Source organism: Paraconexibacter algicola, assembly GCF_003044185.1.
In the GTDB taxonomy this organism is placed as follows: Bacteria; Actinomycetota; Thermoleophilia; order Solirubrobacterales; family Solirubrobacteraceae; genus Paraconexibacter; species Paraconexibacter algicola.
Map to the genome: position 1 here is coordinate 2,828,923 of NZ_PYYB01000001.1, position 18,459 is coordinate 2,847,381.

Sequence of the window (18,459 nt, forward strand, 5' to 3'; positions counted from 1 at the left end):
CCGCGGATGGACGCGCTGACCATCAACGAGGCTGCCGAGACGACCGGCTGGTCGCCCCGCATGCTCCGCTACGTCGAGCGCCTCGGGCTCATCGAGCCCGAACGCTCCAGCGGCGGCTACCGCCTCTACGGACCCGCCGAGCTCCAGCGCCTGCGCACCCTGCGCGAGCTGCTGGGCGAGCACGAGCTCGGACTCGGCGAGATGGGCTTCGCACTACGCCTGCGCCGCGACCGCGACCTGCGGGACGCGGTGGAGGCGTGGTTCGAGGCCACACCGGCGCGCCCCACCGGCGTCCCCGCCAGCGACTGGCTGAGCTGGGAGCAGGACAAGCACTCGAGGCTCCTGGCCGCGGCCGGGGCGCCTCCCACGTGAACGACCACAAGGACACGATGAGCACCACCACCGTTCTGGCCCCGGACGACTACAAGGTCGCCGACCTCTCCCTCGCCGCCTTCGGCCGCAAGGAGATCCAGCTCGCCGAGCACGAGATGCCCGGCCTGATGCGCACCCGCGAGGAGTTCGGCCCCTCCCAGCCGCTCAAGGGCGCCCGCATCATCGGGTCGCTCCACATGACGATCCAGACCGCGGTCCTCATCGAGACCCTCACCGCCCTCGGCGCCGAGGTCCGCTGGTGCTCCTGCAACATCTTCTCCACCCAGGACCACGCCGCCGCGGCCGTCGCCGTCGGCCCCAACGGCACCCCCGACGCCCCGCAGGGCGTCCCGGTCTTCGCCTGGAAGGGCGAGACCCTCGAGGAGTACTGGTGGTGCACCGAGCGCGTCGTCGCCGGCTGGCCCGAGGGCAGCCCCGCGAACATGATCCTCGACGACGGCGGCGACGCCACCATGCTCATCCACAAGGGCAAGGAGTTCGAGGAGGCCGGCGCCGTCCCGGACCCGTCCACCGGCGGCTCCGAGGAGTTCGAGATCTTCCTCACGCTGCTGCAGAAGTCCCTCACCGAGGACACGCAGCGCTACACGAAGATCGCCGCCGAGATCAAGGGCGTCACCGAGGAGACGACCACCGGCGTCCACCGCCTCTACGAGATGCACCGCGACGGCAAGCTGCTGTTCCCGGCCATCAACGTCAACGACTCCGTCACCAAGTCGAAGTTCGACAACCTCTACGGCTGCCGCCACTCGCTCGTCGACGGCATCAACCGCGCCGTCGACGTCATGCTCGCCGGCAAGACCGCCGTCGTCTGCGGCTACGGCGACGTCGGCAAGGGCTCCGCCGCCTCGCTGAAGGCCCAGGGCGCCCGCGTCATCGTCACCGAGATCGACCCCATCTGCGCGCTCCAGGCCGCCATGGAGGGCTACCAGGTCGACACCCTCGACAACGTCGTCGAGACCGCCGACGTCTTCATCACCACAACCGGCAACAAGGACATCATCAAGGCGCAGGACATGGCCCGGATGAAGCACAACGCCATCGTCGGCAACATCGGCCACTTCGACAACGAGATCGACATGGCCGGCCTCCAGCAGACCGAGGGCATCGAGCGGATCAACATCAAGCCGCAGGTCGACGAGTGGAAGTTCCCCGACGGCCACTCGATCATCGTCCTCTCCGAGGGCCGCCTGCTGAACCTCGGCAACGCCACCGGCCACCCGTCGTTCGTCATGTCCAACTCCTTCACCAACCAGACGATCGCCCAGATCGAGCTGTACACGAAGACCGAGGACTACCCGATCGGCGTCTACGTGCTCCCCAAGCACCTCGACGAGAAGGTCGCCCGCCTGCACCTCGACGCCCTCGGCGTCAACCTCACCCCGCTGAGCCAGGAGCAGGCCGACTACATCGGCGTCAAGGTCGACGGCCCGTACAAGCCCGACCACTACCGCTACTAGCCCCAGAGACCCGTCTCGACGCCCGTGCGCGCACCCGGGGCGAAGGGCCCGTACGTCCGTACTTGCCCCGCGCCCCGGTCGCCCGCACGGACGACGATCCGGGCCTCTGGGCACTCCGTGTCGACGCCGGTGCGCGCACCCGGGGCGAAGGGCCCGTACGTCCGTACTCGCCCCGCGCCCCGGTCGCCCGCACGGACGACGATCCGGGCCTCCGGGCACTCCCGGGGCAGGCGGTCGCATGTCTGACGTCGCCGACCTGACGCTCGCGGCCGCCGGCCGGGACCGCATCGACTGGGCCGACGCCCAGATGCCGGTCCTGGCCGCCCTGCGGGAGCGGTTCGCGCAGGAGCGCCCGCTGGAGGGCGTCGTCGTCGCCGCGTGCCTGCACGTCACCGCGGAGACGGCCAACCTCGTCCGGGCCCTCCTCGCGGGCGGCGCCGAGGTCGCGCTCGCCGCGGCCAACCCGCTCTCCACGCAGGACGACGTCGCCGCCGCCCTCGCCGTCGAGGACGGGGCGGAGGTCCACGCCCGCCGCGGCGAGGACCTCGACGCCTACGTCGCGCACGTCGGGGCGCTCGTCGCCCGCAGCCCGCAGATCACGCTCGACGACGGCGCCGACCTCGTCAGCGTCATCCACGCCGCCCACCCCGGCGTCCTCGACGGGATGCTCGGCGCCACCGAGGAGACCACCACGGGCCTCGTGCGCCTGCGCGCCCTCGAGGCGCAGGGCCGGCTCGCCGTGCCCGTCATCGCCGTCAACGAAGCGCTCTCGGAGCGGGTCTTCAACGACCGCTACGGCACCGGCCAGTCCACGCTCGACGGGATCCTGCGCGCCACCAACCTGCTGCTCGCCGGACGCACCGTCGTCGTCCTCGGCTACGGCTGGACCGGGAAGGGCATCGCGCAGCGCGCCCGCGGCATGGGCGCGATCGTCGTCGTCTGCGAGGTCGACGAGCGCCGCGCGCTCGAGGCCCGCATGGAGGGCTACGAGGTCCTCCCGGCCCTGACCGCCGCCGAGCGCGGCGACGTCTTCATCACCGTCACCGGCGTCGCCCGGGTGCTGCGCGCCGAGCACTTCGCCCGCATGAAGGACGGCGCGGTGCTCGCGAACGCCGGGCACTTCGACGTCGAGATCGACCTGCCCGCCCTGCGCGAGGCCGCCGTCGGCCCGCCCGTCCCGGTGCTGCCGCTCGTCGACCAGGTCGACCTCGGCGGCCGGCGGCTCAACCTGCTCGCCTCCGGGCGCGTCGTGAACCTCGCCGCCGCCCAGGGCCACCCGGCCGCGGTCATGGACATGAGCTTCGCCAACCAGGCCCTCGCCGCCGAGGAGCTCGTGCTGCGCCGCGGCGCGCTCGGCCCCGGCGTGCACCCGGTCCCCGAGCGCGTCGACCGCGAGATCGCCCGGCTCAAGCTCGCGTCGCTCGGCGTGCAGATCGACACGCTCAGCGACGAGCAGGCCGCCTACCGCACGACCTGGGACCCCGCGCCGTAGGCGCGTCGGCACGCCCGCCGGAGCCGCGGGCCGGTACCGTCCGTCCCGCATGGAGATCAGAGCACAGGTCCTCGCCGCCGGTCTCGGCACCCGGCTGCGCCCCCTGACCCACGAGATCCCGAAGCCGATGGTCCCGGTCCTCGACCGGCCGGTGATGGCGCACATCGTCGACCACCTGCGCCGCGCGGGCATCCAGGACATCGTCGCGAACCTCCACTACTTCCCCGACACGATCCGCGACTACTTCGGGGACGCGATCGAGTACGTCGAGGAGGAGGAGCTCTCCGGCACCGCGGGCGGCGTGCGCCGCTGCCGCGAGTTCTTCGGCGACGGCACCTTCCTCGTCTTCTCCGGGGACGCGCTCACCGACATCGACATCGAGCGGTTCCTCGCCGCGCACCGCGCGAACGGCGGCGTCGCCACGATCGCGGCCAAGCAGGTCGCCGACACCCAGGAGTACGGGGTGATCGTCCACGACGCGCAGGGCCGCATCAGCGCCTTCCAGGAGAAGCCCCACCCCGACGAGGCGCTCTCCGACCTCGCGAACACCTGCATCTACCTGTTCGAGCCGGAGATCTTCGACTACTTCCCCGACACCGCGTTCGTCGACTTCGCCAACGACGTCTTCCCGGCGCTGCTCGCCCACGACGTGCCGTTCCACGTGCACGACATCGGCGACGAGTACTGGAACGACGTCGGGTCGCTCGTGGAGCTCAAGCAGGGCACCTTCGACGCGATCACCGGCGGCCTGGACCTGCGGGCCGAGGGCGACGAGATCGAGCCCGGCCTCGTGCTCGGCGACGGCACCTCGTTCGCGGGCGTCGAGCTCGTCGAGCCGCCCGTCTGGATCGGCCGCGACGTCACGATCGGCAAGCACGTGCGCCTGCAGGGCCCGCTCGTCATCGGCGACGAGGCGGTCATCGGCGACGGCGCCTGCCTGAAGGACGCGGTCGTCTTCCCCGGCACCGAGCTCCCCGCCGGCTCGATCCTCATCAGCGGCATCGCGGGCCACGTCGGCATCACCGAGAACCTCCGCCGGCCGGGAACCTGACGCGCCCGGCCCGGCCCGCGCGCGTCAGGAGGCGGCGCGGGTCTCGTAGCGCTCGGCGCGCTCGTCCGCACGGTCGGACTCGCCGAGCGCACGGATGAACAGGAACGCCAGCGCGATCCCCATGACGACCGACTGCTCGATCGCCATGATCGCCCCGGCCAGCGCCTGGTCGTCGGTCGCCGACAGGCCCCAGTAGCGCGGGCCCTCCTCGTACACGGCGTACAGCGCGCTGGGCGCGAAGGTCAGGAAGATCCCGAGGATCCCGACGAGGACCTTCGTGACGACCATGTAGACGACCGGTCCCAGGCCGCCGAGCGCCAGGCGCGACCGGATCGGGGACAGCAGGTGCCACCAGTACAGGCCCCCGCCGAAGGTGAAGCAGATGTGCTCGAGCACGTGCACGAACGGGTGCTCGACCGCCGCGTCGTAGAGCGCCGGGATGTGCCAGATCCACATCACGCCGACGTACAGGACGATCGCGAAGACCGGGCCGCCGAACCAGCCCGCGCGGCGCTCCAGAGGGTGCAGGCCACGGGTCGCGGGCCGCAGCAGCACCTTCGTGAGCCCGAGGATCAGCAGGATCGGCACGATGTCCAGCAGCAGCACGTGCTGGACCATGTGCATCGCGAAGATCTGCTCGCCGAGGACGTCCAGCGGCGAGAACAGCGCGGCGCACAGGAGCACGATCCCCAGGAGGAAGACGCACAGCCGCCACACCGGGGCGTCGCGCGGGCCGCTGGCGGTCGCCCGGACCGCACGGAACCGCCACAGGTACGCGCCCAGGAGCAGGGCGACGAGGAGCGCGGGCCCGGGAGCGAACGTCCAGGACGTGTCGGGCGACACAGACATCGCACACGATCGTTGCAGGTGGGTGTGGATCCGTGACGCCGGGTCGGGCCACCATGGCGCGATGACCGCCCGCGACCTGCTGCACCTCCTCGTCCCACCGCAGTGCCTCGTCTGCCGCGCGCCCGGCCACGACCTCTGCGGCGCGTGCCGCGGCGCGCTGCCGTGGCTCGTCGGAGCGCGCTGCGCGCGCTGCGGCCTGCCCGCCCCGTGCGGGCGCCCGTGCCCCGCGGCGCTGCACGCCTACGCCGCCGCCTGGGCGCCGCTGGCGCACGAGGGCCCCGCGCGCACGCTCGTCACCGCCCTGAAGTTCCGCGGCGCGATCGCGGCGGCCGACCTGCTCGCCGCCGCGATCGCCGCGACCGCGCCACCGGGCCTGCTGGCGAGCGCGACGCTCGTGCCGGTGCCCGCGCACCCGGGCCGGCGCCGGCGCCGCGGCTACGACCACGCGGGCCTGCTGGCCCGCCGTCTCGCGCGTCGCACCGGGGCGCCCGTGGCCGCCGGGGCGCTGCGCCGCACCGGTGGGCGCGCGGACCACCAGCTCGGCGCCGGGCGCGCCGAGCGGCTGGCCGGCACGCGGCTGTCGGTGCACGCCCGGCCGGGGCGGCTGCCGTCCGGCGGCCGCGTGGTCCTCGTCGACGACGTCCACACCACGGGCGCGACGCTCGACGCGTGCGCCCGCGCACTGCGGCAGGGCGGTGTCCCGGAGGTGCTCGCGGTGACCGCCGTCCGGGCCCTCCGCGGGGCCTGATCCAGCCCCTATCACAGATGGACGCAATGACGTGTTGCGGTTCGGTGCGGGTGGGGCTATGGTCGTCCCACACCGCCAACCCGACCCAGGAGGTCATGGGATGCAGATCGAGTGCAAGGGCCGCAACGTCCCGGTCACGGAGGATCTCCGTGAGCACGTGCGGAAGCGCTTCGCGAAGATCGAACGGCAGGTGAAGGGGGGTGTGCTGGAAGTCCACCTCTCCGAAGAAGCGAATCCCCGGATTCCGGAGCGGTTCGTCGTCGAGATCACGCTCCACATGAAGGGCTGCACGCTGCGAGCGCACGACTCCGCGCGCGACCTGCGTCACGCGATCAACCTCTGCGAGGAGGAGCTCGGCCGCCAGGTCAAGCGCCGCAAGGAGGTCCGTCGGCACCGTCGCGAGGCCCACGCCATGGGCGGCCTCGGCCAGCGGCTCGGGCAGCTGACCTGACCCACACGACCTGAACCCATGCGCCCCTTGCCGGGGGCGTCACGGAGGGCAGCAGGGCGCGGCGCGGCGCCGCCTCGCCGCCAGGCCCAGAGCCCTCTCACCCACAGCGTGCCCGCCGATTCCCACGGGGTCGGCGGGCACCGCTGCGCTGGTACCCTCGCTCCATGGGTCTCCTTGATCGCGCGCTGAATGCAGGCGAGAAGAAGCAGTTCAAGTCCTACGAGAAGCGCGTGGCGTCCATCGGGGCCTTCGCCGAGACGCTCGAGCAGGAGAGCGACGAGGTCCTGCGCGAGCGCTTCCAGGAGCTGAAGGAGCGCGTGCAGGAGGAGGGCGACTCGCTCGACGCCGTCCTGCCGGAGTGCTTCGCCATCACCCGCGAGGCGTCACGTCGCGCGATGGGCATGCGGCACTTCGACGTCCAGCTCATCGGCGGCATGGTGCTGCACTCCGGGCAGATCGCCGAGATGAAGACCGGCGAGGGCAAGACCCTCACCGGCACGCTCGCCGTCGTCCTCAACGCGCTCGCCGGCAAGGGCGTCCACGTCGTCACGGTCAACGACTACCTCGCCCGCCGCGACGCGTCGTGGATGACCCCGCTCTACCACTTCCTCGGGCTGACCGTGGGGATCCTGCAGAACATGCAGCCCTACGAGGAGAAGCGCGCCGCCTACGCGTGCGACATCACGTACGGGACGAACTCCGAGTTCGGCTTCGACTACCTGCGCGACAACATGGCCACGTCGCTGGAGGAGAAGGTCCAGCACGGCGGCCGCTACACCGAGGACGGCCGGCCGCTCGCGACGCACAACTTCGCGATCGTCGACGAGGTCGACAACATCCTCATCGACGAGGCGCGCACGCCGCTGATCATCTCCGGCGCCCCCGAGCAGGCGGCCGAGGACTACCAGCGGTTCGCCAAGCTCGCCAAGGTCATGGTCTCGGGCAAGAAGCCGGAGAACATGGACCCGCGGATGAAGAAGGAGTTCGTCGCGGACTTCGACTTCGAGTTCGACGAGAAGCACAAGACCGTCGCGGTCACCGAGCAGGGCGTCGCGAAGGCCGAGAAGTTCCTCGGCATCGACCACCTCTACCGGGCCGACAACGGGCATCTCGTCAACCACCTGATCCAGTCGCTGAAGGCGCAGTCGCTCTACCACCGCGGCGTCGACTACGAGGTGATCGACGGCGAGGTGAAGATCATCGACGAGTTCACCGGCCGCATCCTCGACGGCCGGCGCTGGTCGGAGGGCCTGCACCAGGCGGTCGAGGCGAAGGAGGGGGTGCGCGTCCAGGAGGAGAACCAGACGCTCGCCACCATCACGCTGCAGAACTACTTCCGCATGTACGACAAGCTCGCGGGCATGACGGGCACGGCGCTCACCGAGGCGACCGAGTTCATGAAGATCTACAAGCTCGGCGTCGTGCAGGTCCCGACCAACCGGCCGATGGTCCGCATGGACCAGAACGACCAGGTCTACAAGACCAAGGACGGCAAGTGGTCGGCGGTCGTGCGCGAGATCGCCGCCCGCCACGAGCAGGGCCAGCCGATCCTCGTGGGCACGATCTCGGTCGAGGTCTCCGAGATGCTCAGCGAGCGCCTGAACCAGCTCGGGATCAAGCACGAGGTCCTCAACGCCAAGCCCGAGTACGTCGCGCGCGAGGCGGAGATCGTCGCCGAGGCGGGCCAGCTCGGCGCCGTCACGATCGCGACGAACATGGCCGGCCGCGGCGTCGACATCAAGCTCGGCGGCAACGCCGAGCACCTCGCCGCCGTCGAGGTCCAGGGCAAGCTCGGGCTGAAGCCCGGCGACCCCGATTACGAGGAGACGCTCGCCCGCGTCCTGCCCGCGCTCGAGGCACGTGTGGAGGAGGACCGCCAGAAGGTGATGGACGCCGGCGGCATGTTCATCATCGGCACCGAGCGGCACGAGTCGCGCCGGATCGACAACCAGCTGCGCGGCCGCGCCGGCCGCCAGGGCGACCCGGGCGAGTCCCGCTTCTTCCTCTCCGCCGAGGACGACCTCGTGCGCCTGTTCGCCGGCGACCGGATCTACAAGATCCTCGACCGTCTCGGGACGCTCGACGCGGACGGCAACGAGGAGCCGATCGAGGCGGGCATGCTGTCCAAGCAGATCGAGAAGGCGCAGAAGAAGGTCGAGGAGCAGAACTTCCTCATCCGCAAGCGCGTCCTGGAGTACGACGACGTGCTGAACAAGCAGCGCGACGTCGTCTACCGCTACCGCGACGACGTCCTCGAGGGTCGCGACATGGGCGAGACCGCCCGCGAGAACCTCGGCGACGTCGTGCAGCGCCTCGTCGACGAGTACACCCCCGGCGACTACGTCGAGGAGTGGGACATCGACGGCCTGTGGACCGCGCTGGAGGACATCTGGCCGGTCTCGCTCGACAGCGACCAGGTGATCGCGTCCGGCATCTCCCGCGAGGAGCTCGTCGACCGGCTCGCCGAGGACGCGCTGGGCCGCTACGAGACGCGCGAGACCGAGCTCGGCGACGAGCTGATGCGCGCCCTGGAGCGCTACCTGCTGCTGCAGATCATCGATCAGCGGTGGAAGGAGCACCTCTACGACATGGACTACCTGCGCGAGGGCATCCACCTGCGCGGGTTCGCCCAGATCGACCCGCTGGTCGCGTACAAGAACGAGGGCTTCACGCTCTTCGAGGACCTGATGAACACCATCTGGTCCGACTTCGCGCGCATGATCTTCCACGTGCAGGTCGAGGTCGAGGGCGAGGTCGCCGACCCGGCGCAGGCCGGCGCGGGCGACGGCCCGGCGCTGCAGAACGCGCAGTACTCCGGCGGGGCGGGCACGCAGCAGCCCAGCGCGCTGCAGGAGGCCGCGGGCGGCGGCGAGGTCCTCGTCGACGACGAGCGCGAGCTCGTCCCGGCCGTCCAGCAGCGCCGCCTCGACGACACCGAGACGACCGGGCGCAACGAGCCGTGCTGGTGCGGCTCGGGCAAGAAGTACAAGAAGTGCCACGGCGCCTGAGCCGCTGAGATGACCCGTCGCACCGGCCCCGGGACGCTCAAGTCCGGGCCGGGCGACGCCGATGGGATCTGCGGATGGCGCCCCCGAACCCCGTAGCCGTGCCGTACGGCACGACGCCCACCGAGCGGACGGTGATGGCGCACGCGCTCGCGTTCCTCTACGGAGCGGGCGCGCTGCTGGCCAGCACGACGCTGCTGCTGCCGCACTCCGCGAGCACCGAGGAGCTCGGCGTCGCGATCCCGTGCGTGCTGGCGCTCGGGGTCGTCGTGGCGCTGGTCGTCGGCGCCGGCCGGTTCGGCGTCGGCGTGCTGCAGACGATCCTCGGGCTCGGCACCGTCCTGATCAGCCAGTGCGTGCTGTTCGGGGGCGACGGGGCGGCCGCGTACGCGCTGATGTACGTGTGGATCGCGCTGTACGCCAGCTACTTCTTCCGGATCGGCGCGGCGGTCGCGCAGCTCGCGTTCGCCGCGGCCCTCTACGCGGCCGTGCTGGCGCTGCAGGACGACACGCCCGTGGCCGCGACCTACTGGCTGATGGGCATGGGGACCGTCGGGGTCGGCGGCGTCATGATCGCCCGCCTGACCCGCGCGATCCGCGCCCAGGCGGCCGACCTCGCGGCGGTCGCGCAGATGGCGAGCGGGCTCTCCGACGTGTCGGAGTTCGGCCGCAGCACCTGCGAAGGCCTGCAGCAGTCCGCGCGCGCCGACGTCGTGATCATGCTCGAGCCGCTGGACGACGGCGCCGGGATGCAGGTGACCGCGATGGCCGGGGCGCCCGAGGCCGGGCTCGTGTTCAACGGCGAGCCGGCGCGCGAGGCGCTCCAGGCCGCGTACCGCACGGGCCGGCCGCAGACGATCCTCACCACCGCGACGGGCCGCGGCCGCCACCGCTTCGACGGCACCGTCCAGGGGCTCGCGCAGCCGATCCTGCGCGACGGCCGCGCGGTCGGCGTCCTCGCCCTCGCCTGGACGGCGCCCCGGCGCGGCCTGGCCGAGCGCGTCGGCACGGCGGCGCTGCTGTTCGCCGCCGAGGCGAGCGTGGCGATCGACCGCGCCGAGCGGCTCAGCAAGGACCGCGAGCGCGCGGCCCTGGAGATCAACGACAACATCGTGCAGGGGCTCGTCGTCGCCAAGTACCTCGCGACGGCCGGGAACGTCGACAAGGCCGTCGAGGCGATCGACGAGACGCTCGGCCGGGCGCGACGGCTGATCACCGACCAGCTCGAGGCGGTCGGGCACGGCGGCGGGCAGATCGCGCCCGGTGACCTCGCGCGCAGCGAGGCGTCGAGCGTCGGCGACCCGGCCCGGGCCTGAGCCGCGCTAGGGGCGCTCAGCCGCGCGGCTTGCGCTGGCCGCCGCCGGGGAGCCGGTCGGCGACGCGGCCGATCCGCTCGACCGCGCCCTCCAACGGCATCGCGAGACCGATCGCCTTCTCGAGCAGCGGCAGCGCCTCGAGCACCTCCCGGGCGCGGTCGGAGACCTCCTGCGCGCGCTCCTCGAGCAGCACGCCGTGGGCGATCAGCTGCTCGCCCTGCGCGCCGAGGTGCTGACCGGTGCGCAGGATCGCGTCGGCGTGACCCTCCATCCGCTCGCCGAGCGCGAGCATCGCGTCGGTCCGCCCCTCGATCCGCTCGCCGAGCGCCAGCAGGGCGGCGGTCCGCTCGTCGATGCGCTCCCCGAGGGTGAGCAGCCGGTCGATCTGGTCGGAGGCGCGGACCGCGACGGTGGCGAGCTGGTGCAGGTCGTCGAGCGCGCGGACGAGGAGCTTCGGCGGCACCACGAGGGGGCTCAGCACGTTCACGCGACCGACCATAGCGCCCGCGCGGTGCTAGCTTCGACGGTCGATGTCGACCCCCACCTCCAACGAGCCCACACCGCAGCGCCTGCAGGCGATCCGCACCCAGTTCGACGAGCTCCGCGCGCACGTGCAACCCGACGCGCTGGCCGCCCAGCTGACCGAGCTGGAGCAGGAGATGGGCGCCGCGGGCTTCTGGGACGACCAGGAGCGCGCCCCGAAGGTCAGCGCCGAGCACGCGCGCACCACGAAGCGGCTCGAGGGCTTCCGGGCGCTGGAGCGGGACGTCGAGGACCTCGACGGGCTCGCCGAGCTCGCCGACGAGGACGAGGAGCTCGCCGCCGAGCTCGAGGAGCAGATCGCCTCGGTCACCGCCCGCCTGGCGGAGCTCGAGGAGGCGCGGCTGTTCTCGGGCACCTACGACGCCGGGGACGCGCTCGTGACCGTCAACGCGGGCGCGGGCGGCACCGACGCGCAGGACTGGGCGGAGATGCTGCTGCGCATGCAGATGCGCTGGGCGGAGTCGCGCGGCTTCCGGGTCGAGCTGCTGGAGGCCAGCCCGGGGGCGGAGGCGGGGATCACCACCGCGACCTTCCGCGCCGAGGGCGAGAACGCCTACGGCCTGTTCAACGCCGAGAAGGGCGTGCACCGGCTGGTGCGGATCAGCCCGTTCGACTCGCAGAACCGCCGGCAGACCGCGTTCGCGGGCCTGGAGGTCGCCCCGATCGTCGACGAGGTCGGGGACGTCACGATCGAGCCGGACGACCTGCGCGTGGACACCTACCGGGCCTCCGGGGCGGGCGGCCAGCACGTCAACAAGACCGACTCGGCCGTGCGGATCACGCACCTGCCGACCGGGGTGGTCGTGCAGTGCCAGAACGAGCGCTCGCAGTCCTCCAACCGCGAGACCGCGATGAAGATGCTGCGCGCGAAGCTGCTCGAGAAGGCCGAGGCGGACCGCAAGGCCGAGATCGCGAAGGCCAAGGGCGAGTCGGAGTCCGCGTCCTGGGGCTCGCAGATCCGCTCCTACGTGCTGCAGCCGTACACGATGGTCAAGGACCACCGCACCGGCCACGAGGTCGGCGACGCGCAGCGCGTGCTGGAGGGCGACCTCGACGGCTTCGTGCGGGCGGAGCTGCTGCGGGCCGCCGGCAAGGCGCCGACCGCCGCGGGCGGCGACGACGAGGTCTGAGCGCTGGTGCTCCACGGGGAGGACCAGCCGCGCGCGCCGTACCTCGACGCGGTCGTCGGCTACGGGTTCCGCGGGCCGGGCCGCTTCCACGTGCCCGGCCACAAGGGCGGGTCGGGCGCCGACCCGGGCCTGCGGCACGCGATCGGCGACGACGCGCTGGCCCTCGACGTCCCGCAGGACATCCACGGGATCGACCTCGGGCCGTCCCCGACCCCGTACGAGCAGGCCGAGCGGCTCGCCGCCGACGCCTACGGGGCGCAGCGGTCGTTCTTCCTCACCAACGGCGCCACGCAGGGCAACCACGCGCTTGCGCTGGCGCTCGCGCCGCTGGGCGCGAAGGTCGTCGCGCAGCGCAACTCGCACGCGTCGCTCGTCGACGGCCTCGTCCTCAGCGGCGGCCTGCCGTCGTTCGTGGCGCCCGAGGTCGAGTCCGAGCTCGGCATGGCGCACGGCGTCGACCCGCAGCGCCTGGACGAGGTGCTGACGCGCACGGGGGAGGGCGTGACCGCGGCGTTCGTCGTGTCCCCGACCTACTACGGGATGTGCGCGGACGTCGCCGCCCTGGCGCGCGTCGCGCACGCCCACGACGTGCCGCTGGTGGTCGACCAGTCCTGGGGGCCGCACTTCGGCTTCCACCCCGACGTGCCGCAGAGCGCCCTGCACCTCGGCGCCGACGCGGTCCTGACGTCCACCCACAAGATCGTCGGGGCGCTCACGCAGAGCGCGATCCTCCACGTCGCCGACACCGGCCGCATCGACGCGCAGGCGATCGCGCGGACGCTGCGGCTGCTGCGCTCGACCTCGCCGTCCTCGCTGCTGATGGCCTCGCTGGACGCCGCGCGCCGGCAGCTGGCGATGCACGGCGAGGCGCTGCTGCACGAGACGCTCGCCGCGATCGGCCGCACGCGCGAGAAGCTCGGCACCGTCCCCGGCCTGCGCGTGATCGGCGCGGACTTCGTCGGCACGCCCGGGGTCGCGGACTGGGACCCGCTGCGGATCGTCGTCGACGTGCGCGGCACCGGTGCGACCGGCCACCGCGTGGCGGACGCCCTGCGCCGCGCCTACGACGTGAACGTCGAGCTCGCCACGAACGCGACGTTCGTGCTGCTCGTCGGGATGGCGGAGACGCCGACCGCGCTGGAGCGCGTGGCGGGCGACATCGACGAGATCGTCAAGGTCGTCAGCGTCGAGGGGACCGGGGAGGCGCTCGTGCCGCCGCCCGCGGTCGTCGAGAACGAGATGGTCGTCCCGCCGCGCGAGGCGTTCCTGGGCCGCGCCGAGCGCGTCCCGGTCGACGACGCCGTCGGGCGCGTCTCGTGCGAGTCGATCGCCGGCTACCCGCCCGGCATCCCGGCGCTGCTGCCGGGCGAGCGCATCACCGCGGAGACCGTCGCGTACCTGCGGGCGCTCGCGGCGAGCGGTTCGCGGCTGCACGGGGCCAGCGACCCCGCGTTCGCGCACGTGAACGTGCTCGCCGCCGACTGACTGCCATCCTCCCGGCCATGGAGATCGAGGACCTCGTCCGCGCCGCCCTGGCGGAGGACGTCGGCACCGGGGACGTCACCGCGATCGCGACCGTCCCGCCCGGAACCCGCGCCGTCGCGCGCATCACGCTGAAGGCGCCCGGGGTGCTCTCGGGCTTCGCGGTGGCCGAGGCGACGTTCCGCGCCTGCGACGCGGACGTCGCCCTGGAGTGGCACGTCGTGGAGGGGGAGCGCCTGGCGCCCGGCACGCTGGTGCTGACCGCCACCGGGGACGCCGCCGCGCTGCTGGCCGCCGAGCGCACCGCCCTGAACTTCCTGCAGCGCCTCAGCGGCGTCGCGACGCTCACGCGCGCCTACGCGGACGCGGTCGCAGGCACGTCCACGCGGATCCTCGACACGCGCAAGACGACCCCCGGGCTGCGGCTGCTGGAGAAGGCCGCGGTCGCCCACGGGGGCGGCACGAACCACCGCGTCGGCCTCTACGACGAGGTGCTCATCAAGGAGAACCACGCGGCGATGGCCGGCGGCGTCGGCGCGGCGGTCCGCGCGGCGCGCGAGCGGTTCCCCGACCTGCCGCTCGTGTGCGAGGTGCGCGACCTGGCCGAGCTCGACGAGGCGCTGGCGGCGGGAGCCCCGCGGCTGCTGCTGGACAACTTCGACGAGGCGGGGCTGCGCGAGGCCGTCGCCCGCGTCGGCGACCGCGCGGACACCGAGTCCAGCGGCGGCGTCACGCTGGACAGCGTCCGGGCCCGCGCCGCGACAGGCGTAGACTTCATCTCGGTCGGTGCGCTGACCCACTCGGCGCCGGCCCTGGACCTGTCCCTCATCCTGGAGCCCCTGACGTGAACCTTCCGATGGCCCCGGTCCGTGGCGGTGTCGCCGCTCCGTCCCCCGAGGAGATCCACGCCCTGCAGAGCGAGGTGCGCGCGCTGGCCGCCGAGCGCGGCGCGGTGATCCTCGCCCACAACTACCAGCTGCCGGAGATCCAGGACATCGCCGACTACGTCGGCGACTCGCTCGGGCTGTCGCGGCAGGCCGCGGCCTCGGAGGGCGACCCGATCGTCTTCTGCGGCGTGCACTTCATGGCCGAGACGGCGTCGATCCTCTGCCCGGAGAAGACGGTCCTGATCCCGGACCTCGAGGCGGGCTGCTCCCTGGCCGACTCGATCACGCCCGAGGAGCTCAAGGGGTGGCAGGCCAAGCACCCCGGCGCCGTGACGGTCATGTACGTCAACACGACGGCCGAGATCAAGGCGCTGACCGACTACTGCGTCACCTCGAGCAACGCCGTGAAGGTCGTCGAGCACATCTACCGCGAGCACGGCCAGGACACCGAGATCCTCTTCGGGCCCGACATGTTCCTCGGCGCCTACGTCGAGAAGTCGATCGGCCGGAAGATGCACGTCTGGGACGGCGAGTGCCACGTGCACGCCGGCATCCGGCCGTCGGACATCACCACCGTGCGCGAGGCCAACCCGGGCGCCGACTTCCTGATCCACCCGGAGTGCGGCTGCTCGACGAGCGTCATGGAGTACGTGGCCGCCGGGGACGTCGACGCGACCGGCGTCCACATGCTGTCCACGGGCGGGATGCTCGACTACGCGCAGGAGGCCAAAGGGAGCGGCCGCACGGTCGTCATGGCGACCGAGACCGGCATGCTGCACCCGCTGCAGCTCGCCGCCCCCGACGTCGACTTCGTGCCCGCCAACGCGGAGGCCAGCTGCCGCTACATGAAGATGATCACGCTGCCGAAGCTGCGGGACTGCCTGCGTGACGGCACCGGGGTCGTGAAGGTGCCCGAGGCGATCGCCGAGCGGGCGCGCGTGCCGATCGAGCGGATGGTCGCGATCGGCTAGCGCCCCGGGACGCTGGCGCGCCGACGTGGCCGTCGGCGCGCGCCCCGTGCACCCGGTCGGGTCCGCTCAGTCCTCCTCGTCGGAGACGACGTCCAGCCAGGCGAAGGTGCCGTCCTCCAGGCCGGAGGCGTGCAGCCAGGTGCCCTTCTGGACCGCGCCGTCCGGGCACGCGTCCTCGTCGGCCGTGTCGACCGCGTCGCCCTCATCGGTGGGCACGTCCTCGGTCGGGACGTCCTCGACCGGCGCGCCGTCGGCCGGGAGGTCCACGAACGGCACGTCGACCGGGGTGCCGTCGTCCCCGGAGCCGTCGTCCTCGGCACCGGCCGACCGCAGCGCCGGGAGCACCTCGTCGACGAGCTCGACGACGTCGCCGACCGCGTCACCGGCGTCGTCGGCCAGGTCGTCCACCAGCGGCAGGTCGAGTGCGCCCGAGAGCCAGTCGTCGGCGGTCCCGCAGCGCGACACGGTCTCGTCGGTGACCGTCGCGCGCGCGGTGCGGCCGCCGCCGAGGTCGATCGTCACGGTCGTGCCGGAGACGCGACGGACCCGGCCGGCGCCCTCGCGTCCGTCCTTGACGCCGTCGTCGTCGGTGTCGGCCTCGCCCGCGTCGTGCCCGGTCGGGCCCTCGAAGCGGTTGCGCAGCCCGTCGCGGTCGCTGTCCTCGCGGCCGTCGGGTCGCCCGTCGCGGTCGGAGTCGCGGCGGCGGGGGTTCGTGCCCGCCTGCCACTCGACGAGGTTCGTCAGGCCGTCGTGGTCCTGGTCGCGGGCGTCCTGCCCGGCGACGAGCGCGAGCTTGTGGCGCTTCTCCCAGGAGTCGGGGATGCCGTCGTCGTTGCGGTCGCGGGTCGCGGCGCCGGCGACCGCCGGCAGGGTGAGCAGGATGGCCGCCGCGGCGGCCAGGGGAGTCGTGCGCAAGGGGACCTCCGTGTCCGGGCGGGCGGGATGCCCGCGCTGCGAGCGGTCTCGGACGCTCAGGCGCCGGGGTTGAGCAGGTCCAGGCCCTGCTCGACGGCTGTCCGAACGGCGGGCAGCGCGGCGCGCTTGCGCTCGAGCTCCACGGGGGTGTAGCAGTGGACCTCGGCGCGGTCGCCCATCTCCTGGGCGTCCCAGAGGCTGCCGGCCTGGTAGACGCGCTCCAGCCACGGGACCCCGTCGAAGCCCGCGGACACGAGGACGACCACGAACTCCTCGCCGCGCTCGCGCTGCAGGCCGGCGCCGCGCCGGTCCGCGACGCGCGCCCCGCCGAGGTGCGCGGCGCTCAGCGGCCAGCGGTCACCGACGCGCTGGACGTAGCGGCGCAGCTCACGGTCGTTGATCGCCTCCACGACGGTCACCGCGGGGCAGTGTGGCGCAGGCGGGCCGCCCGCGCCACCCCGGGATCAGAACTCGTCGGCGTCGTGCGGGCCGACGCAGGCGACCGAGAGGGTCTGCGGGTCGACCTTCTTCGCGATCGCCGCCACCTCGTCGAACGTCACGGCGTCCAGCGCCTCGATCGCCCGGTCAGGATCGAGGTCCTCGCCGTGGACGATCGCCTGGTTGGCCGCGTAGCGCGCGACCGCGTTGGTGTTCTCGAACGCGAGGACGCGGCGGCCGGCCGCGTAGGCGCGGGCACGCTGGACCTCCTCCTCGGTGGGGCCGTCGGCGTGCAGCTCGGCGACGATCTCCTTCATCCGCGCGTACGCCTCGCCGCACTTGCTGGAGTCCAGGCCGGCGCTCAGCTGCAGGACCGGCACGTCCGCGTACGCGTGGTCCATCGCGTAGACCGAGTAGCAGAGGCCGCGCTGCTCGCGGATCTCGTCGAACAGGCGGGAGCCCATCGAGCCGCCCAGCAGCGTCGAGTAGATCGTCATCGCGGCCCGCTGCGCGCGGTCGTCGACGTCGATGTCGGGCCGGTAGCTCATCCGCAGGTGCGACTGGTTGCTGTCGCGGCGCTCCACGAGCGTCTGCGGCACGAACGCGGGCGCGGGCTCGTAGGGCTCGGGCTCGCCGATCGTGGGGAACCGCTCGAACAGCGCCGCGGTCGCCCCGTTGGCCGCCACGTGGTCGGTGTTGCCGACGATGAACGCGCCGCCGCGCGCACCGGTCCAGCGGCGCTCGCGGAACGCCACGATCGCGTCGCGCGTGAACGTCCGCAGGTGCTCGGCGGGGCCCAGCACGGAGCGGCCGAGCGGGTGGTCGCCGAACGCGGCCCGGTCGATCAGGTGCTCGGCGACCGCGGACGGCTGGTCGTCGTAGCGGGCGATCTCCTGGATGACGACGCCGCGCTCGCGGTCGAGCTCGTCCTGATCGAGCTTCGGGCGGCCGACGAAGTCGGTGAGCAGGTCGATCGCGTCGGGGGCGCTCTCCGCCCGGACGGTGATGTGGAACGCGACGAGGTCGTGGGAGGTGTACGCGTTGAGCGAGCCGCCCATCCGCTCGGCGGTCTCGTTGACCTTGCGGTAGTCGTCGTACTTCTCGCCGCCCTTGAACACGAGGTGCTCGAGGAAGTGCGCCATGCCGTTCTCCTCGGGCCGCTCGGTGCGGGCACCGGCGTCGAACGCCACGAGGATCGTGGTGGCACGCGTGCCGTCGAGGTGGATGCGGTGCAGCGGGAGGCCGTTGGCGAGCGTCTCCGAGGCGATCTGGGGCATGCACGCAGTGTAGGCAGGGTGCCGTGCAAGGCCCCGTGCACCGGCAGGGAAGAC

17 protein-coding genes are annotated in these 18,459 nt (G+C 72.7%); 12 read left to right on the forward strand and 5 right to left on the reverse strand.

Annotation, left to right across the window (positions count from 1 at the left end; genetic code table 11):
• The first annotated feature begins 6 nt into the window (after positions 1–6).
• The 4 genes from C7Y72_RS13320 to C7Y72_RS13335 all read left to right on the forward strand — a co-directional run bounded on the left by C7Y72_RS13320 (position 7) and on the right by C7Y72_RS13335 (position 4,393).
• Positions 7–372, forward strand: coding sequence for a MerR family transcriptional regulator (locus C7Y72_RS13320; protein WP_107569275.1), 366 nt, complete (start codon positions 7–9; stop codon positions 370–372).
• 17 nt (positions 373–389) lie between these two features.
• Positions 390–1,850: an adenosylhomocysteinase gene (gene ahcY / locus C7Y72_RS13325; protein ID WP_107569797.1), complete on the forward strand. Its 1,461-nt coding sequence runs from the start codon at positions 390–392 to the stop codon at positions 1,848–1,850.
• Positions 1,851–2,088: 238 nt separating this feature from the next.
• On the forward strand, positions 2,089–3,342 hold the full coding sequence (ahcY, locus tag C7Y72_RS13330; RefSeq protein ID WP_107569276.1) for an adenosylhomocysteinase: 1,254 nt from the start codon (positions 2,089–2,091) through the stop codon (positions 3,340–3,342).
• A gap of 49 nt (positions 3,343–3,391) precedes the next feature.
• Positions 3,392–4,393 carry a nucleotidyltransferase family protein gene (locus tag C7Y72_RS13335; RefSeq protein ID WP_233243838.1) on the forward strand — a complete coding sequence of 334 codons (1,002 nt, stop codon included), beginning with the start codon at positions 3,392–3,394 and terminating at the stop codon, positions 4,391–4,393.
• Positions 4,394–4,417: 24 nt separating this feature from the next.
• Here the strand turns inward: C7Y72_RS13335 and C7Y72_RS13340 are convergent, their stop codons facing one another.
• Positions 4,418–5,242, reverse strand: coding sequence for a cytochrome c oxidase assembly protein (locus C7Y72_RS13340; RefSeq protein WP_233243840.1), 825 nt, complete (start codon positions 5,240–5,242; stop codon positions 4,418–4,420).
• Between the two features lie 61 nt (positions 5,243–5,303).
• Here C7Y72_RS13340 and C7Y72_RS13345 point away from each other — a divergent pair, with 61 nt between their 5' ends.
• The 4 genes from C7Y72_RS13345 (at position 5,304) to C7Y72_RS13360 (ending at position 10,762) form a co-directional block, all read left to right on the forward strand.
• Complete coding sequence (locus tag C7Y72_RS13345) at positions 5,304–5,990, forward strand: ComF family protein (RefSeq protein ID WP_107569280.1); 687 nt, start codon at positions 5,304–5,306, stop codon at positions 5,988–5,990.
• A 100-nt stretch (positions 5,991–6,090) separates the two neighbouring features.
• Positions 6,091–6,441 carry a ribosome hibernation-promoting factor, HPF/YfiA family gene (gene hpf / locus C7Y72_RS13350; protein ID WP_107569282.1) on the forward strand — a complete coding sequence of 117 codons (351 nt, stop codon included), beginning with the start codon at positions 6,091–6,093 and terminating at the stop codon, positions 6,439–6,441.
• A 164-nt stretch (positions 6,442–6,605) separates the two neighbouring features.
• Positions 6,606–9,449 (forward strand): preprotein translocase subunit SecA, encoded by a 2,844-nt coding sequence (secA, locus tag C7Y72_RS13355; protein ID WP_107569284.1) that lies wholly within the window; start codon positions 6,606–6,608, stop codon positions 9,447–9,449.
• A 74-nt stretch (positions 9,450–9,523) separates the two neighbouring features.
• Positions 9,524–10,762 (forward strand): GAF domain-containing protein, encoded by a 1,239-nt coding sequence (locus C7Y72_RS13360; protein WP_146175371.1) that lies wholly within the window; start codon positions 9,524–9,526, stop codon positions 10,760–10,762.
• 16 nt (positions 10,763–10,778) lie between these two features.
• On the opposite strand, the gene C7Y72_RS13365 is transcribed toward C7Y72_RS13360, so the two are convergent.
• Entirely contained in the window at positions 10,779–11,249 is a 471-nt protein-coding gene (locus tag C7Y72_RS13365) for a hypothetical protein (RefSeq protein WP_107569288.1), read from the reverse strand.
• A gap of 43 nt (positions 11,250–11,292) precedes the next feature.
• On the opposite strand from C7Y72_RS13365, the gene prfB reads away from it, so the two are divergent.
• Genes prfB through nadA form a run of 4 tightly spaced genes read left to right on the forward strand, consistent with a single transcriptional unit; the run spans position 11,293 to position 15,775 of the window.
• The gene (gene prfB / locus C7Y72_RS13370; protein ID WP_107569290.1) at positions 11,293–12,435 is read left to right on the forward strand and encodes a peptide chain release factor 2; all 1,143 of its coding nucleotides are present in this window, start codon (positions 11,293–11,295) and stop codon (positions 12,433–12,435) included.
• Positions 12,436–12,441: 6 nt separating this feature from the next.
• Entirely contained in the window at positions 12,442–13,920 is a 1,479-nt protein-coding gene (locus C7Y72_RS13375; RefSeq protein WP_107569292.1) for an aminotransferase class I/II-fold pyridoxal phosphate-dependent enzyme, read from the forward strand.
• 17 nt (positions 13,921–13,937) lie between these two features.
• Entirely contained in the window at positions 13,938–14,765 is an 828-nt protein-coding gene (nadC, locus tag C7Y72_RS13380) for a carboxylating nicotinate-nucleotide diphosphorylase (RefSeq protein ID WP_107569299.1), read from the forward strand.
• Between the two features lie 8 nt (positions 14,766–14,773).
• Complete coding sequence (gene nadA / locus C7Y72_RS13385) at positions 14,774–15,775, forward strand: quinolinate synthase NadA (RefSeq protein WP_107569301.1); 1,002 nt, start codon at positions 14,774–14,776, stop codon at positions 15,773–15,775.
• A 66-nt stretch (positions 15,776–15,841) separates the two neighbouring features.
• On the opposite strand, the gene C7Y72_RS13390 is transcribed toward nadA, so the two are convergent.
• From C7Y72_RS13390 to C7Y72_RS13400, 3 genes are read right to left on the reverse strand one after another with little or no spacing between them, the layout of a single operon-like run.
• On the reverse strand, positions 15,842–16,690 hold the full coding sequence (locus C7Y72_RS13390) for a hypothetical protein (protein WP_107569303.1): 849 nt from the start codon (positions 16,688–16,690) through the stop codon (positions 15,842–15,844).
• A 56-nt stretch (positions 16,691–16,746) separates the two neighbouring features.
• A complete protein-coding gene (locus tag C7Y72_RS13395) occupies positions 16,747–17,109 on the reverse strand; it encodes a hypothetical protein (RefSeq protein WP_107569305.1) in 363 nt (120 codons plus the stop codon).
• 45 nt (positions 17,110–17,154) lie between these two features.
• Positions 17,155–18,405 (reverse strand): M16 family metallopeptidase, encoded by a 1,251-nt coding sequence (locus tag C7Y72_RS13400; RefSeq protein ID WP_107569307.1) that lies wholly within the window; start codon positions 18,403–18,405, stop codon positions 17,155–17,157.
• Positions 18,406–18,459 lie beyond the last annotated feature (54 nt).

Bases quoted from the DNA above. Each gene is read 5' to 3' on its own strand.
- hpf (WP_107569282.1), top strand. From the start codon at position 6,091: ATGCAGATCGAGTGCAAGGGCCGCAACGTCCCGGTCACGGAGGATCTC.
- ahcY (WP_107569276.1), top strand. From the start codon at position 2,089: ATGTCTGACGTCGCCGACCTGACGCTCGCGGCCGCCGGCCGGGACCGC.
- nadC (WP_107569299.1), top strand. From the start codon at position 13,938: ATGGAGATCGAGGACCTCGTCCGCGCCGCCCTGGCGGAGGACGTCGGC.
- C7Y72_RS13345 (WP_107569280.1), top strand. From the start codon at position 5,304: ATGACCGCCCGCGACCTGCTGCACCTCCTCGTCCCACCGCAGTGCCTC.
- ahcY (WP_107569797.1), top strand. From the start codon at position 390: ATGAGCACCACCACCGTTCTGGCCCCGGACGACTACAAGGTCGCCGAC.
- secA (WP_107569284.1), top strand. From the start codon at position 6,606: ATGGGTCTCCTTGATCGCGCGCTGAATGCAGGCGAGAAGAAGCAGTTC.
- C7Y72_RS13400 (WP_107569307.1), bottom strand. From the start codon at position 18,405: ATGCCCCAGATCGCCTCGGAGACGCTCGCCAACGGCCTCCCGCTGCAC.
- prfB (WP_107569290.1), top strand. From the start codon at position 11,293: ATGTCGACCCCCACCTCCAACGAGCCCACACCGCAGCGCCTGCAGGCG.
- C7Y72_RS13320 (WP_107569275.1), top strand. From the start codon at position 7: ATGGACGCGCTGACCATCAACGAGGCTGCCGAGACGACCGGCTGGTCG.
- C7Y72_RS13335 (WP_233243838.1), top strand. From the start codon at position 3,392: ATGGAGATCAGAGCACAGGTCCTCGCCGCCGGTCTCGGCACCCGGCTG.
- C7Y72_RS13340 (WP_233243840.1), bottom strand. From the start codon at position 5,242: ATGTCTGTGTCGCCCGACACGTCCTGGACGTTCGCTCCCGGGCCCGCG.
- nadA (WP_107569301.1), top strand. From the start codon at position 14,774: ATGGCCCCGGTCCGTGGCGGTGTCGCCGCTCCGTCCCCCGAGGAGATC.
- C7Y72_RS13360 (WP_146175371.1), top strand. From the start codon at position 9,524: ATGGCGCCCCCGAACCCCGTAGCCGTGCCGTACGGCACGACGCCCACC.